Annotated in this window: 15 protein-coding genes; 12 read left to right on the top strand and 3 right to left on the bottom strand. The window is 73.4% G+C overall.

Annotated elements, in window-relative coordinates:
- Nucleotides 1–165 precede the first annotated feature (165 nt).
- Together HGB54_RS11225 and ccsB are read left to right on the top strand one after the other, a co-directional pair.
- A complete protein-coding gene (locus HGB54_RS11225) occupies nucleotides 166–729 on the top strand; it encodes a hypothetical protein (protein WP_168916488.1) in 564 nt (187 codons plus the stop codon).
- 142 nt (nucleotides 730–871) lie between these two features.
- A complete protein-coding gene (gene ccsB, locus HGB54_RS11220) occupies nucleotides 872–2,113 on the top strand; it encodes a c-type cytochrome biogenesis protein CcsB (protein WP_407663488.1) in 1,242 nt (413 codons plus the stop codon).
- A 25-nt stretch (nucleotides 2,114–2,138) separates the two neighbouring features.
- On the opposite strand, the gene HGB54_RS11215 is transcribed toward ccsB, so the two are convergent.
- Complete coding sequence (locus tag HGB54_RS11215; RefSeq protein ID WP_228545816.1) at nucleotides 2,139–3,149, bottom strand: o-succinylbenzoate synthase; 1,011 nt, start codon at nucleotides 3,147–3,149, stop codon at nucleotides 2,139–2,141.
- A gap of 42 nt (nucleotides 3,150–3,191) precedes the next feature.
- Here HGB54_RS11215 and HGB54_RS11210 point away from each other — a divergent pair, with 42 nt between their 5' ends.
- The 3 genes from HGB54_RS11210 to HGB54_RS11200 all read left to right on the top strand — a co-directional run bounded on the left by HGB54_RS11210 (nucleotide 3,192) and on the right by HGB54_RS11200 (nucleotide 6,353).
- Complete coding sequence (locus tag HGB54_RS11210) at nucleotides 3,192–4,106, top strand: 1,4-dihydroxy-2-naphthoyl-CoA synthase (RefSeq protein WP_168916487.1); 915 nt, start codon at nucleotides 3,192–3,194, stop codon at nucleotides 4,104–4,106.
- Between the two features lie 43 nt (nucleotides 4,107–4,149).
- On the top strand, nucleotides 4,150–5,292 hold the full coding sequence (locus tag HGB54_RS11205) for an AMP-binding protein (protein ID WP_168916486.1): 1,143 nt from the start codon (nucleotides 4,150–4,152) through the stop codon (nucleotides 5,290–5,292).
- 74 nt (nucleotides 5,293–5,366) lie between these two features.
- The gene (locus HGB54_RS11200) at nucleotides 5,367–6,353 is read left to right on the top strand and encodes a 1,4-dihydroxy-2-naphthoate polyprenyltransferase (protein ID WP_168916485.1); all 987 of its coding nucleotides are present in this window, start codon (nucleotides 5,367–5,369) and stop codon (nucleotides 6,351–6,353) included.
- Nucleotides 6,354–6,389: 36 nt separating this feature from the next.
- Here the strand turns inward: HGB54_RS11200 and HGB54_RS11195 are convergent, their stop codons facing one another.
- Complete coding sequence (locus tag HGB54_RS11195; protein ID WP_168916484.1) at nucleotides 6,390–6,689, bottom strand: DUF4229 domain-containing protein; 300 nt, start codon at nucleotides 6,687–6,689, stop codon at nucleotides 6,390–6,392.
- 131 nt (nucleotides 6,690–6,820) lie between these two features.
- Between HGB54_RS11195 and HGB54_RS11190 the strand changes: the two genes are divergently transcribed.
- From HGB54_RS11190 to HGB54_RS11170, 6 genes are all read left to right on the top strand, one after another.
- Nucleotides 6,821–7,180 carry a PLD nuclease N-terminal domain-containing protein gene (locus tag HGB54_RS11190; protein WP_168916483.1) on the top strand — a complete coding sequence of 120 codons (360 nt, stop codon included), beginning with the start codon at nucleotides 6,821–6,823 and terminating at the stop codon, nucleotides 7,178–7,180.
- Nucleotides 7,181–7,199: 19 nt separating this feature from the next.
- Nucleotides 7,200–8,981 (top strand): 2-succinyl-5-enolpyruvyl-6-hydroxy-3-cyclohexene-1-carboxylic-acid synthase, encoded by a 1,782-nt coding sequence (gene menD, locus HGB54_RS11185; RefSeq protein WP_168916482.1) that lies wholly within the window; start codon nucleotides 7,200–7,202, stop codon nucleotides 8,979–8,981.
- A 189-nt stretch (nucleotides 8,982–9,170) separates the two neighbouring features.
- A complete protein-coding gene (locus tag HGB54_RS11180; protein WP_168916481.1) occupies nucleotides 9,171–9,995 on the top strand; it encodes a PPK2 family polyphosphate kinase in 825 nt (274 codons plus the stop codon).
- Between the two features lie 6 nt (nucleotides 9,996–10,001).
- Nucleotides 10,002–10,136, top strand: coding sequence for a hypothetical protein (locus HGB54_RS12765; RefSeq protein ID WP_267237829.1), 135 nt, complete (start codon nucleotides 10,002–10,004; stop codon nucleotides 10,134–10,136).
- Between the two features lie 653 nt (nucleotides 10,137–10,789).
- Complete coding sequence (lgt, locus tag HGB54_RS11175) at nucleotides 10,790–11,707, top strand: prolipoprotein diacylglyceryl transferase (RefSeq protein ID WP_168916480.1); 918 nt, start codon at nucleotides 10,790–10,792, stop codon at nucleotides 11,705–11,707.
- Nucleotides 11,708–11,736: 29 nt separating this feature from the next.
- A complete protein-coding gene (locus HGB54_RS11170) occupies nucleotides 11,737–11,961 on the top strand; it encodes a hypothetical protein (protein WP_228545815.1) in 225 nt (74 codons plus the stop codon).
- 48 nt (nucleotides 11,962–12,009) lie between these two features.
- Here the strand turns inward: HGB54_RS11170 and HGB54_RS11165 are convergent, their stop codons facing one another.
- Nucleotides 12,010–13,254 (bottom strand): isochorismate synthase, encoded by a 1,245-nt coding sequence (locus HGB54_RS11165; RefSeq protein WP_168916972.1) that lies wholly within the window; start codon nucleotides 13,252–13,254, stop codon nucleotides 12,010–12,012.
- Between the two features lie 111 nt (nucleotides 13,255–13,365).
- Here HGB54_RS11165 and HGB54_RS11160 point away from each other — a divergent pair, with 111 nt between their 5' ends.
- Nucleotides 13,366–14,139: a demethylmenaquinone methyltransferase gene (locus HGB54_RS11160; RefSeq protein ID WP_168916478.1), complete on the top strand. Its 774-nt coding sequence runs from the start codon at nucleotides 13,366–13,368 to the stop codon at nucleotides 14,137–14,139.
- The last annotated feature ends 19 nt before the right edge of the window (nucleotides 14,140–14,158 follow it).

Genomic DNA, 14,158 nt, shown 5'->3' with positions numbered 1-14,158 from the left:
TCCGTGATTTCCGACGCGGCTCGAGGCGCTGCGCGGCACGGCCCCGAAGCTCCGAGAACGCCGACAGCGGCACCTCGCACCCATCCGTGCGCCGGCCCGCTCCGGACACAGCATGCACCCAGCCGACGATCACGCGGCGCAGGGGCAGGAGCGAAGGGGTCGAGCATGGTCATCCGCACACTCGCGGGCATCACCGCGATCGGCGCCGGCGTCGTGCACCTGGCGCTCGTGCCCGGCACCGTCCTGCCGCTGCTGCTCGTGCTCGCCGTCATCGGCGCGCCCCAGGTGGCCTGGGGCGTCGTCGCCCTCGTCCGCCGCTCGGTGCCGTCGCCCTCGCTGGCCCTCATGGGCGGCATCGCGCCGGCCTTCCTCTTCCCCCTCGCCGCCGTCGGCGGGGATGCCCTGCTCTCGGCCCTCCCCACCGCGGCCCTGCTCGGCGCCACGGTGCTCTCGCTCGGCGCCGCCTTCCTCGTCGCCCTGCACCAGCGCGCCGAGCGCCGTCAAGCCGAGCCGCGCCGCACTCGCCCCGCGGTCGTGCTGCCCGCGCTCGCCCTCGGCGTCGCCGTCATCGCGGGCATCGCGACGCCGGCCATCGCGGCCTCCGAGCTCGGCGGCACGAGAGCCGAGGTCATCGAGCAGCAGCCCGAGCAGGCGCCGCAGCCCGAGCCCGGCGCGCCCGAGCAGCCCGCCGAGACCCCCGACTTCCTCCCCGAGCACACCGACCACTGAGCGGCGCCCCGAGTGCTGCCGAGGTGGATGCGCGGCCGGACGGCCCCCCAGCCGGGCGGATCCACGGCCGCGCATCCCATCACTCGTGTAGCTCGGTGAGGATGCGCTCGTCGACCGACCCGAGCGTCACGGCATCGTCGTCGTGGGCATCGCCTCGCCGGCAGCGGCCGCATGCGGCGGGTACGCATCGCGCTCGGCGACGGCCACGACACTCGCGCCCGAGCCGCCAACGCAGGGCGTCAGCGGTACAGACCCGTCGCAGGCGGGAGAGCCCTCCGGTACGCCGGCCGGTTGCCAGGGCACGGCGACCACTGACCGCTCCCGACTCGGTCTGCTCCCAGCCAGGACGCCGTACGATGACCCCGTGACAGAACAGTTCGCGGCGTACTCGCTGCTCGCCGTCTACTCCGCGATGGGCGTTTACACCATCGCATTCATCCTCTTCACTCTGGACCTGGCGAAACGCTCGTCGGCGACGCGGACCATCCCGGTCGGGATCGAGGTCGGCGCTGACAACGCTCGTGCCGTCGGTCGATCGGGCGCCGAGGGCGGTTCGAGCTCCACTCTTCTGCTCGAGAGGCTTCCCTCCGCCCGTGAACGGGACGCCGATGCCGGTGGAACCAGGTATCAGCGAGCGGCCTTCGCGCTCACGCTCGTGGCGTTCGCTCTTCATATGGGTGCTGTCGTCACCCGCGGGATCGCCGCCGGGCGGGTGCCGTGGGTCAACATGTTCGAGTTCGGCTTGACGGCCACGGCGATGGGCGTCATGACGTTCCTGCTCGTGCAGATCTGGCGCGACGTGCGCTTCCTCGGCGCGTACATCACGGGGTTCTCGTTGCTGGCGCTCGGCATCGTCACGGTCAACTTCTACGTCGACGTGGTTCCTCTTCCGCCCGCGCTCCAGTCGATCTGGATCGTGATCCACGTTCTCGTCGCGAGCCTCGCCACCGGGTTCTTCGCCATCGGCGCGGGGCTGTCGATCTTGCAGCTGATCCGGGCGCGGGCAGCCGCATCCGCGGCGGAGGGCTTGAGATTCGTGCAGACCCTGCCCGGAGCATCGACCCTCGAATCGCTTGCGTACCGTGTCAACGTCGTCGGCTTCGTCTTCTGGACCTTCACTCTCATCGCTGGCGCCATTTGGGCGGAACGCGCATGGGGCCGGTACTGGGGCTGGGACACGAAGGAGGTCTGGACTTTCATCATCTGGGTCCTGTTCGCGGGGTACATCCACGCGCGAGCCACGCGCGGGTGGCGCGGCACCCGATCGGCATGGCTCTCCATCATCGGCTTCAGCGCGGTGCTGTTCAACTACGGCGTCGTCAACATCTTCTTCAAGGGGTTGCACGCCTACAGCGGCCTCACCTCCTCAGTCCCGAGCGGCTGAACGATCGTCACCACCCGTTTCGCTCTCACGCCGACCCCGCCGCCAGCAGCGCGTGGCAGCGCTCGAGGCGGGCGCGCCACCAGGCATCGCGCGGGCCGGGGGCGGCGAGCCGGCGCAGGGCATCCCCGTCGACCTCCACGCGGCCGATGCCGATCGCGCCGTCGACGGGAAGCACCGGCTCGGTCGTGACGTCGTCGGCCAGCAGCGCGCCGGTGCCGAGCCCGCAGTCGAACTCGAGCTCGGGCAGCCGCGCGGCGAGGCGCGCGCCCATCGAGAGGCCGACGCTCGTGTCGAGGGCGCTCGAGACGACGGCGGGCAGCCCGGCCTCGGCGACGATAGCGAGGGCGCGGTCGAGGCCGCCCAGCGGCGCGGCCTTGATGACGAGCACATCGGCGGCTCCGGCGCGCGCGACGGCCAGCGGGTCCTCGGCCTTGCGCACGCTCTCGTCGGCCGCGATCGGGATGCCGAGGCGGTGCACGCGGCGGCGCAGCTCGGCGAGCTCCTCGACGGTCGCGCAGGGCTGTTCGACGTACTCGAGGTCGAACTGCTCGAGCGCGCGCAGGGCGTGCTCGGCCTCGTCGAGGTTCCAGGCGCCGTTCGCATCGAGCCGGATCCGCCCCGCGGCCCCGAGCATGATGCGCGTCTCGCGCACCCGCTCGACGTCGTCGGCGAGGGTCTGCCCGGGCTCGGCGACCTTGATCTTCACGGTGCGGCAGGCGCCGAACCGGGCGAGGATGCCGGCGATCGCGTCGGGGGCGACGGCGGGCAGCGTCGCATTGACGGGGATGCTCTGCCGAAGAACGGGCGCCGCCGAGTCGTGCCAGCCGTCGTCGAGGGCCGCGGCCAGCCACGTCGCCGCCTCGGCGTCGTCGTACTCGAGGAAGGGGCTGAACTCGCTCCAGCCGGCGGGGCCGCGCAGCAGCACCGCCTCGCGGTGCGTCACCCCGCGGAACCGCGTGACGAGCGGGATCGAGACGACGTGCGCCACGGCGAGCACGGTCTCGAGCGGGGGCGGGGCATCCATCGTCGGGCGCATGCGCCCAGTCTGCACCCCGGCCCACCGGCCTAGGCTGGCGTCATGGCAGAGTCCCCGGTCTCCGAGCTGTTCGACCCCGAGCGCTGGCGCCCGGCCGAGCGCATGGGCGCGCTCACCGACATCACGTACCACCTCGACACGACGGGCCGCATCGCGCGCATCGCCTTCGACCGGCCGGAGGTGCGCAACGCGTTCCGCCCGCACACGGTCGACGAGCTGTACCGGGCGCTCGATGACGCGCGGCAGGATCCGCGCATCGGGGCGGTGCTGCTCACCGGCAACGGCCCGAGCGGGAAGGACGGCGGCTGGGCGTTCTGCTCGGGCGGCGACCAGCGCATCCGCGGGCGCAGCGGGTACCAGTACGCCGAGGGGGAGACGGCCGAGAGCGTCGACCCGGGCAAGGCCAGCCGGCTGCACATCCTCGAGGTGCAGCGCCTCATCCGCTTCATGCCGAAGGTCGTCATCGCCGTCGTGCCCGGCTGGGCGGCCGGCGGCGGCCACTCCCTGCACGTCGTCTGCGACCTCACGATCGCGAGCCGCGAGCACGCCCGCTTCAAGCAGACCGACGCCGACGTCGGATCCTTCGACGCCGGCTACGGCAGCGCCTACCTCGCCAAGCAGGTGGGCCAGAAGGTCGCCCGCGAGATCTTCTTCCTCGCCCGCGAGTACGACGCGCAGCGCGCCTACGACATGGGCACGGTCAACGCGGTCGTGCCGCACGCCGAGCTCGAGGCCACCGCGATCGACTGGGCCGAGACGGTGCTGACGAAGAGCCCGACGGCGATCCGCATGCTCAAGTACGCGATGAATCTTCCCGACGACGGGATGGTCGGCCAGCAGCTCTTCGCCGGCGAGGCCACCCGGCTCGCGTACGGCACCGACGAGGCCGTCGAGGGCCGCGACTCGTTCCTGCAGAAGCGCGCACCGGACTGGTCGCCGTACCCCTGGCGGTACTGAGCCGCCCGCGCACCTGCCAGCGACCCGCGCTAGCGTCGGCAGCATGAGCCGCCCCCTCTCCGTCATCGACACGAGCGATCCGCTCGCCTGCCTGCTCGCGCTGCGCGAGGCGCTCGGCGGCGGGCCGGCGGTGCTGTTCCGCGGCGGGGGAGCGAACCCCGTCTCGACGGCCCCGACCGAGGTCGAGCAGCGCGTCGCCCTCGTCGTCGAGACGAGCGGCTCGACCGGTGCCCCGAAGCGCGTCGCCCTCAGCGCCGACGCCGTGCTCGCGAGCGCCGCCGCCGCCGACGGAGCCCTCGGCGCACCCGGCCAGTGGCTGCTCGCGCTGCCCGTGCACTACATCGCGGGGCTCAACGTGCTCGCCCGCTCCATCGCGAGCGGCACGACCCCCGTCGTCGTGCCGCCGGGCCGCATGGACGCGGCGACCGTGCTGGCCGCGGTCGACCGCATGACCGAGCGCACGCGGTACACCGCGCTCGTGCCCGCGCAGCTGCTGCGCCTCGTGGACGAGGCGGAACGGGCATCCGCCGCGGGCGATCGCGCCCTGCAGACCGCGATCGGCGGCTTCGACCGCATCCTCGTCGGCGGGCAGTCGACGCCCGCGCCGCTCATCGACCGCGCCCTCGCGCTGGGCTGGCGCCTCACCCGCACCTACGGCTCGAGCGAGACCTGCGGCGGCGTCGTCTACGACGGGCGGCCGATCGGGCAGACGCAGATCCGCATCAGCGACGGCCGCGTCGAGCTCGGCGGACCGACCCTCGCCGGGTACTACCTCGGCGACCCGGCCCGCACCGAGCGCGCCTTCGTCGAGGCCGACGACCAGCGCTGGTACCGCACCGACGACGCCGGCGAGCTCGTCGACGGCGTGCTGCGCGTCACCGGACGCATCGACGACACGATCGTCACCGGCGGGCTCAAGGTGCGGCTCGGTGACGTCGAGCGCATCGTGCGCGAGCAGCCCGGGCTCACCGACGCCGTCGTCGTCGCCGGCCACCACCCCGAGTGGGGCGAGGTGCCCGTCGTCGTCTCGACCGCGCGGCCCGAGCTCGCGGCGCTGCGCCGCGCCGTCGGGGCCCAGCTGCCGCCCGAGGCGCGCCCCGATCGCATCGTGACGGTGGATGCCCTGCCGCTGCTCCCCTCCGGCAAGCCCGACCGGCTCGCCCTCGCCCGCCGGGTCGCCGGGTAGCCCCGGTGCCCGGCCCGGTGCCCGGCCCGGCGGCCGCGGCCGGGAGCCCGCCCGCCGCTCAGTAGGATCCTGCTGTGGCCCCGACGTCGAAGAAGAAGCCCCGCACCCGCTCCGGCAACCCGGCGCGCAGCGGCGATCCCGCCTCGCGCAGCACGAAGGCGGCCCGTTCGGGCAACCCGGCAGCGGCATCCCGCGCCACCGCCCGCGACTGGATCGCCGGCGCCCGGCTGCGCACGCTGACCCTCGCGATCTCGCCCGTCGCGCTCGGCACGGCGATCGCCTTCGTCACCGAGGGCTACGACTTGGGGCTCGCGCTGCTCTGCCTCGCGCTCGCGGTCTTCCTGCAGATCGGCGTCAACTACGCCAACGACTACTCCGACGGCGTGCGCGGCACCGATGCGGTGCGCGTCGGCCCGCGTCGGCTCACCGGCGGCGGGCTCGCCCCCGCCCGCACCGTGCTCATCGTCGCGCTGGTCTTCTTCGGTCTCGGCGCGGCGGCCGGTCTCGCCGTCGTCGTGCTGAGCGGGCAGTACTGGCTGCTCATCGTCGGCGCCATCGCGATCGCGGCGGCCTGGTTCTACACGGGCGGCAAGAAGCCGTACGGCTACTCGGGATTCGGCGAGCTCGTCGCCTTCCTGTTCTTCGGCCCCGTCGCGGTCATCGGCACGACCTACGTGCAGATCGGCGAGATGCCGCTCGACGCGGTAATCGCGGGCGTCATCGCCGGGCTCTTCGCCGCCGCGGTCATGCTCGTGAACAACATCCGCGACATCGAGCAGGACGGCGTCGCCGCCAAGCGCACCCTCGCCGTTCGCCTCGGCGACCGAGCCGCGCGCATCCTCTTCGGGGTGCTGCTGCTCGTGGCCTTCGGCCTCGTCGGCTACTTCTGCGTGTTCTACGTCTACGCGCCGTACGTGTACTTCGCGCTGCTGCTCGCGGCGCCCGTCGTGCTCATCGTGCTCACGGCGCGCACGGCCGCCGAGCTCGTGCTCGCGCTCAAGATGACCTCGGCGGCGGCGCTCGTCACGGGCGCCTCGCTCGCGGCCGCGATCGCCTTCTAGCGGGGCGGCCGGCAGGGGCGAACCCTTACGAAGCGCTTACGGCTCGCGCGGGGTGCTCGCCGGCGGCGGGGCGGGATGCCCGTCGAGCGCCGAATCCTCGGCAGCGGCATCCTCATCGGCCGCATCGGGGTCGACCGAGCCGCGGGCACGACGGGCGGCGAGGTCGAGCGCCACCTGGTCGCGCAGGCCCGCGAAGGCGATGTACGAGACGGCCATCGAGACGACCGTGGCGATGAGGGTCGCCCAGAGCCAGTGGATCGGCAGCAGCAGCAGGAGCCCGAGCGCGGCCCCGAACAGGCCGAGGCGCACGAGGCTGTAGGCGATCCAGGGCTTCATGGCCCCCAGTCTACGAGCGCGCCCCTTGGCGGCGGCTGGCGGGCCGCCGCTCGGCCCGCGGTCGGCGCGCGTCGGGCCGCCGCTGGGCCCGCTCCCCGGGGCCGCCCAGACCGGCGGCGTACAGTGAGGGCATGGCCAGAGTCATCGTCGTCCTCATCGTGATCGCCGTCGCGTTCACCATCTACACCCTGGTCGACGTGCTCATGACCGAGCGGGGCCGCGTGCGCGGCCTGCAGAAGCCCCTCTGGGCGGTCGTGGTCGTGCTGCTGCCCGTCATCGGCGGCATCCTCTGGCTCATCGTCGGCAAGGCCCGCCGCGGCCCCGGCACGCGCTCGCGCGTCATCGCCCCCGACGACGACCCCGAGTTCCTCGGCACCCTGCGCCGGGAGGACGTCGCCGAGCGCGCCGACCAGGAGGAGCGCCTGCGCCGCCTCGAGCAGGAGCTCAGCGACCTCGACGATGACACCCGCGACGACAACGCCCAGCGCTAGCGGGCCGGCGGCGTTCGGGATGCCCGGCAGCGGTTCGCCCGCGCAATCGGCCGCGACGGCCCTGCTCGAAGGGCTCGTGCGGCACGGCGTCGCCGACCTCGTGCTGAGCCCCGGCTCGCGCTCGCAGGCCCTCGCCCTCGCCTCCGCCGCGCTCGATCGGGCCGGCGCCCTGCGCCTGCACGTGCGCGTCGACGAGCGCGTCGCCGGCTTCACCGCGCTCGGCCTCGCCGTCGAGTCGGGCCGCCCCGTCGCCGTCGTCTGCACCTCGGGCACGGCCGTCGCCAACCTGCACCCGGCCGTGCTCGAGGCGCACCACTCGGGGGTCGGGCTCATCGTGCTCACCGCCGACCGCCCCGTCGAGCTGCGCGGCATCGGCAGCAACCAGACCACCGTGCAGCCCGGCATCTTCGGCGACCTGCTGCGCGCCGACTGGGACGTCGCGGCCCCGGTGGGCGACGCCGGCGAGGCCGAGGAGGCCGCGGGGCTCGCCGAGGTGGCCGTGCGGGCGGCGGCCGAGGGCCCCGTCCACCTCAACCTCGCATACCGCGAACCGCTGAGCGGGCCGATCGAGCTGAGCGGCGACCTCGTGCCGGGCGAGCCGGTGGCGGCCGAGCCCGGGGCGAGCATCCTGGATCTCGAACCGGATGACGCGACCGTCGTCATCGCCGGCACCGGCGCCGGCCCCCTCGCCGAGAAGCTGGCGGTGCAGCTCGGCGCCCCGCTCATCGCCGAGGTCACGAGCGAGGCGCGCTTCGGCCGGCACATGGTCGCCGCCTACCGCGAGGTGCTGCGCGGCCCGCACGGCGAGGCCGTCGGCCGTGCCATCGTGCTCGGGCATCCCACGCTGAGCCGCGAGGTGCCGGCGCTGCTGCAGCGCGACGATGTCGAGACGATCGTCATCCGCACGCCCGGCGTCGAGGCCTACGACCCCGGCCGCCGCGCGCGCATCGTCGACGGCGTGCGCGTGCACGGCACCACCGACCCGCAGGCCGTGCGGCGCTGGGTGGGCGGCTGGGTGGCCATGTCGCGCGCCGTGCTCGAGTCGCAGGATCCGGGCGACCCCGCCCCCGACCTGTCCCTCGCCGTCGGCACCGAGCGCGGCGTGCGCGCCGCCTTCGCGAAGGCCGAGCTCGCGGTGCTGCGCGCCCCCATCGATCGCCGGATGCTCGTCCGCGCCCTCTGGGCCTCGACCTGGCCGCACGACCGCCTCGTCTTCGGGGCGTCCCGGCTCGTGCGCGAAGCCGACCGCATCCTGCCCGGCAAGCGCATCCCCGTGCACGCCAACCGGGGCCTCGCGGGCATCGACGGCACCGTCTCCACCGCGGCCGGGATCGCGCTGGCCGCCCGCGCGGCCGCCTCCGCCGGCACGGGAGGCACGACGCGGGTGCTGCTCGGCGACCTCGCCCTCGTGCACGACGCCGGAGCCCTGCTCGCCCCCCTGCCCGACGACGTGCGCCTGCACGTGGTCGTCGGCAACGACGACGGCGGCACCATCTTCGACACGCTCGAGGTGGCCGGCACGGCGAACGCTGACGACTTCGCCCGCGTCATGCGCACGCCCGTCGCCGTCGACTTCGCGGCGCTCGCCGCCGCCGGGGGCTGGGCCTACCGGCTCGTCACCACCCGCGCCGAGCTCGACGACGCGATGACCGCGCCCGAGGCGCGCGTGCTCATCGAGGTGCCCCTGCGGGATCCGGCGCCGGAGGGCGAGGCTGGCGCCTCGCGCGCGGCCACGGGCGCCGACGCCGAGCCCCCGGCAGCCGACCCCGAGGCCGCCGAGCCCGAGGCCGCGGGCGCCTGAGCGCAGCATCCACCCGCCTCGCCCGCCCGGGGCGTGCACAAATGCAGGAGTCTCGACGTCGTCATCGGCGTGTCGCCGCATGGCGCTGCTCGACACGCCGCACGCGTCCTGCATTTGTGCACCGGAGTGGCGCCTGAGTCGAGCATGCACCCCCTGTCGGCGCCGAGCCCGCCCGGCTAGGGTCGCCGCATGACCGACCTGATGCGCGCCGGCGCCGACCTCGACCTCTCCGCGATCGACCCCCGCTCGACGCCCGGCTTCGACGGCGGCAAGGCCGAGGGCGCGGCCGCGCTCGCCGAGGGCGTCGACGAGCTGAGCTCCCTGCAGGAGCGCCTCTACGCCGCGAGCCGCGCCGGGCACCTGCCGCGCGTGCTGCTCGTGCTGCAGGCCATGGACACCGCGGGCAAGGGTGGCATCGTGCGTCACGTCGTCGGCGCGGTCGACCCGCAGGGCGTGCAGCTGGCCTCGTTCAAGAAGCCGACCGCCGAGGAGCTCGCCGAGCACTTCCTCGCCCGTATCGAGCGCCGCCTGCCCGCGCCCGGCATGATCGGCGTCTTCGACCGCTCCCACTACGAGGACGTTCTGATCGCCCGGGTGCGCGCGCTCGCCGAGCCCGAGGTCATCGAGCGCCGGTACGGCGAGATCCGCGACTTCGAGCGCCGCGTCGCCGACGGCGGCACCCGCATCGTCAAGGTGATGCTGCACCTCTCGCCCGACGAGCAGAAGGCGCGGCTCGCCGAGCGCCTCGACCGGCCCGACAAGCACTGGAAGTACAACCCCGGCGACGTCGACGAGCGCCTGCTCTGGCCCGACTACATGGCCGCCTACCAGCGAGCGATCGCCGAGACCGACGCCGACCACGCGCCCTGGTACGTCGTGCCCGCCGATCGCAAGTGGTTCGCCCGGCTCGCGGTGCAGCGGCTGCTCACCGAGGTGCTGCGCGACCTCGACCCGCACTGGCCGACCGCCGACTTCGACGTCGAGGCCGAGAAGGCGCGGCTCGCCGCGAGCTGACGAGCGATGGATGCCGCTCTCGACCTCCCCGCGCTGCGGGCCCTGGCGCTCGCCGCGGCGGCCGGCGACGCCCTCACGAGGGCTGCGAGCCGCATCGACCTGCAGCCGAGGAGTCTCCACGGCATCCACCCGCATGAGTGACGCTGAGCGGCGGGTATGCTGACCGGCATGATGATGCTCCCGAGGCGACGACGTCTCGCCGAGCACGTCCTCCCCCGGATCGTTCGCCGATCCGCAGGCGCTCTGATGGTCCTGGTCATCACGGCGTGCGCACTATTCGCCATCTCCGTGGCGGTGGATGCCGGGCCCGCACGAGGCGCCTCGATCAGCGCGACCCAGAGCATCCCTGAGTCCCCGGTGCAGAAGCCGCCTCTGGTCTCGAACGGGTCCCAGACCGGCTCTGCCGTCGATGGACATTGCGTCTCTACCTGCATCGAACCCCGCGACTCTCACGTCTCCGGCATCGCCTTGCTTCTGCTTCTTCTCGGTGGTGCGCGCCCGGCCGCATGGGGGGTGCTCCCGTCGCACCGGTCCTCCGACCCCTCTCCGCCCGACCTGCGTTCGACGGAGATGCTTCCCCCGAAGCCGGATCTGACGACCATCTCGGTGTGCATCCGCTGATCGATGTGCGCGCCACGAGCCGCTCGTCGCTCGTCCGGCGCACCGCTGCTCGGCGCGGCCGAATCGGCTGAGCGCGCAGGGCCGCTTCCCATCCAGTAACGCACCATCGCCATCGCCATCGCCGGAGTCGGCCCGATCGGGCCGTTCTCCCCTCATGCTGGGAGTCAACAGTTGTGACCACCACTGCTCCGAAAGACTTCGGGCTGTACAGCCCCGACATCACGTCGATCGACCTCGGAATCGTCGAGATCCGCTTCTACGCCCTCTTCATCATCGCGGGCATAGCCGTTGCGGTCATGTTCATGGCGCGCCGCCTCCGCGCGCGCGATCTGCCCTCCGACGCCGCGCTCACGGTCGCACTGTGGGCGACCCCGTTCGGCATCGTCGGTGCGCGCGTGTACCACGTCCTGACCCACCCCACGGACTACTTCTTCGAGGGCGCGGACCTCTGGAAGGTGTTCGCCGTGTGGGAGGGGGGCATCGCGATCTTCGGCGCCGTGCTCGTCGGTGCCGTCGGTGTGTGGCTGGGTGCACGTCAGGAAGGCGTCCGATTCGTGGACGCCGCGGACGCGCTCGTCCCGGGTCTGCTGCTCGCGCAAGCGATCGGGCGGCTCGGGAACTACGTGAACGGGGAGCTGTTCGGCACGGCGACCACCCTGCCGTGGGGGCTTCACGTGGACCCCGGCAATCCCGCGATCCCGGCCGGTACCCCGGACGGGACCCTCTTCCACCCCCTGTTCCTGTACGAACTGCTGTGGAACCTCGCTGGTGTCGTCGTGATCCTCATCGTGGAACGGCTGTGGCGGATTCGACGGGAGTCCCGCACTCCCCGTGGTCTCGCCCTGGGTCTGTATCTGATCTGGTACGGCGTCGGTCGCGCGTGGTTCAACACGTTCCGCCTCGATCCCACCGAGTTCGAGCTGCTCGGGATCAAGATCAACGTGCTGACGGCCTCGCTCGCAGCGATCGTCGGCGTTGCGTTCGTGATCGCCGCCCTCGCGAGGCGTTTCGATTCCTCTGCGGCGAGCATGCTCGCAGCAGAGGGTCCGGCCGGTCGGGGACGCGACTCGGCGGGCGAGGTCGCGTCATGATCCGGCGACTGATCCGAGCGCTGAGATCGATGGACGACTACACCCGGCGACGGGTGAATCTCCGCGTCGGGCAGATCATCATGATCATCGGTGCGGGCATGGGAGTGGTGCACTGGTTGACGCATCTGGAAGCCTTCGGACCGGAGCAACCGCCGCTGCTGCTCGATCTGCTGGTGGGCTATCCCATGGCAGCGCTGCTCCTGATCCTCGGTGGCGTCGTCGCGAGTCGCAAGGTGCCCGGTTCCAAGGCGTGACGATCCGGCCGGTCGGGAGGTCCGTCGTCGCAGCGCATCCGCGTCCGACTACCGCAGCGCGTCCGCGATCGGCCGGAACTTCATCCGCGTCTCGGCGAGCTCCGACTCCGGGTCGGAGTCGGCGACGATCCCGGCCCCGGCGTAGGCCGTGAGCGTGCCGTCGTCATCGACGCGGGCGCAGCGCAGCGCGATGACCCATTCGCCGTCCCCGTCCTGGTCGATCCAGCCGACCGGGCCGGCGTAGCGACCGCGGTCGAAGGGCTCGAGCTCCGCGATGAGGGCGAGCGCCTCGGCCGTCGGGAAGCCCGCGACCGCGGCCGTCGGGTGCAGCGCGGCGACGAGGTCGAGGCTCGAGGCGTCCTCCGACAGCTCCACCTCGACGTCGGTGGCGAGGTGCCACAGGTTCGGCAGCTTGAGGGTGAACGGCGACTCGCTCGCGGTGACGGCGCGAGCGTGCGGGCGCAGCGCGCGCAGCACGCTCTGCACGGCGAAGGCGTGCTCGTCGAGGTCCTTCGGGCTCGTCGCGAGGGCGGTCGCCGCGGCGGCGTCCTCGGCCGTGCCGGCGCCGCGCGCCATCGAGCCGGCGAGCACGCGGGCCGAGGCCTCGCGCGCGTGCACGCTCACGAGCGTCTCGGGGCTCGCGCCCATGAGCCCGTCGACGGCGAAGGTGAGCGTGTCGGGGTAGGCCTGGGCGAGCTCCTGCAGCAGGGCGCGGCGGTCGGCGTCGGGCGGGATGCTCGCCACGGCGTCGCGCGCCATGACCACCTTCTCGACCTCGCCGGCGCGGATCCGGCCCACGGCGTCGCGCACGAGCTGCACGTACTCCTCCCGGCTGAGGGATCCGGCGGCCAGCGTCGCCCGGGGCCGCGCGCCGACGGGCGTCGGCGCGGGCATCCCCCCAGCCTCCTCGGCCGAGGGCGCGGCGGCGTCGACATCCCCCGCGCGCGTGATGCGGGTCACCCAGCTCGCCCCCGCCTGCCGCCCCACCACGAGCTCGGGCACGACGAGCACGCTCGTCGCGCCCGAGCGGTCGGCGAACGCGAAGGCGCCGAACGCCACGAGCCCGGTGCCGGGCCGGTGCACCGCGTCCTCCACGGCGGAGGCCGCGGCGAGCGCGCGCCAGGCGGCGGCCGCCTCCGCGAACCGGTCCGGCCCGCTGAACTCGAGCCGCAGCAGCTCGCCGACGCCGACGATGCCGTCGCCGCGGCGCAGGGCGACGAGGGGATGCTCGGCCGAGGCGTGCGGCAGCAGAGGATCGGCGCCGCTCTCGACGGCCGCGGTCACCGCCCGCAGGGAGGGCCCGGAGGGGGCGGGAGAGGGCACGTCCTCAGGGTACTGGGCGGGGGCCGGGCATCCAGCCCGCTCGCGGCCAACCTGCAGTGAGCACTCACTAGACTGGCCCGTGTGACGAGGGCCGACCTGAGCAAGACGCCGAAGGATGTCGCGGCCATGTTCGACGGGGTCGCGAAGAAGTACGACGTGACGAACGCCGTGCTGTCCGGCGGCAATGCCGCTCTGTGGCGCGTCCAGACCGTGAAGGCGATCGACCCGCAGCCGGGCGAGCGCATCCTTGACATCGCGGCCGGCACGGGCACGAGCTCGGCCGCTCTCGCGCGCACCGGCGCCACCGTCATCGCCTTCGACTTCTCCGCGGGCATGATCGAGGAGGGCCGCAAGCGGCACCCCGATCTCGAGTTCGTGCAGGGCGACGCCGAGCAGCTGCCCTTCGGCGACGACGAGTTCGACGCGGTCACCATCAGCTTCGGCCTGCGCAACGTGCAGCGCCCGAACGTCGCGCTCGCCGAGATGTACCGGGTGCTCAAGCCCGGCGGCCGCCTCGTCATCGCCGAGTTCTCGCGCCCGCCGGTGGCGCTGCTGCGCAAGGGCTACTACGCCTACCTGCAGCACGTCATGCCGCGGATCGCGGGCGCCGCGAGCTCGAACCCCGACGCCTACGCCTACCTCTTCGAGTCGATCGCCGAGTGGCCCGAGCAGGCCGTCCTCAGCCAGTGGCTGCGCGGGGCCGGGTTCACGCGCGTCGCCTACCGCAACCTCACCGCGGGCATCGTCGCGCTGCACCGCGGTCACAAGCCGCTCGACGCCGCGATCCGCGCATCCGTCGCCCGCAAGCGCGTCGCGCGCCGACGCCCCACCTCGTCGTCGGCCACGGCCGACTGAACCCCGACAGATCGGCACC

The sequence above is a fragment of the Microcella flavibacter genome (assembly GCF_012530535.1).
Classification (GTDB): domain Bacteria; phylum Actinomycetota; class Actinomycetes; order Actinomycetales; family Microbacteriaceae; genus Microcella; species Microcella flavibacter.
This window is presented reverse-complemented; position numbering and strand designations above follow the sequence as displayed.

Coding starts and splice junctions, on each gene's coding strand:
- HGB54_RS11190 (WP_168916483.1), top strand. CDS start 6,821: ATGGCCAGAGTCATCGTCGTCCTCATCGTGATCGCCGTCGCGTTCACC.
- HGB54_RS11225 (WP_168916488.1), top strand. CDS start 166: ATGGTCATCCGCACACTCGCGGGCATCACCGCGATCGGCGCCGGCGTC.
- HGB54_RS11170 (WP_228545815.1), top strand. CDS start 11,737: ATGGACGACTACACCCGGCGACGGGTGAATCTCCGCGTCGGGCAGATC.
- HGB54_RS11180 (WP_168916481.1), top strand. CDS start 9,171: ATGACCGACCTGATGCGCGCCGGCGCCGACCTCGACCTCTCCGCGATC.
- HGB54_RS11205 (WP_168916486.1), top strand. CDS start 4,150: ATGAGCCGCCCCCTCTCCGTCATCGACACGAGCGATCCGCTCGCCTGC.
- HGB54_RS12765 (WP_267237829.1), top strand. CDS start 10,002: ATGGATGCCGCTCTCGACCTCCCCGCGCTGCGGGCCCTGGCGCTCGCC.
- HGB54_RS11195 (WP_168916484.1), bottom strand. CDS start 6,689: ATGAAGCCCTGGATCGCCTACAGCCTCGTGCGCCTCGGCCTGTTCGGG.
- menD (WP_168916482.1), top strand. CDS start 7,200: ATGCCCGGCAGCGGTTCGCCCGCGCAATCGGCCGCGACGGCCCTGCTC.
- HGB54_RS11215 (WP_228545816.1), bottom strand. CDS start 3,149: ATGCGCCCGACGATGGATGCCCCGCCCCCGCTCGAGACCGTGCTCGCC.
- HGB54_RS11210 (WP_168916487.1), top strand. CDS start 3,192: ATGGCAGAGTCCCCGGTCTCCGAGCTGTTCGACCCCGAGCGCTGGCGC.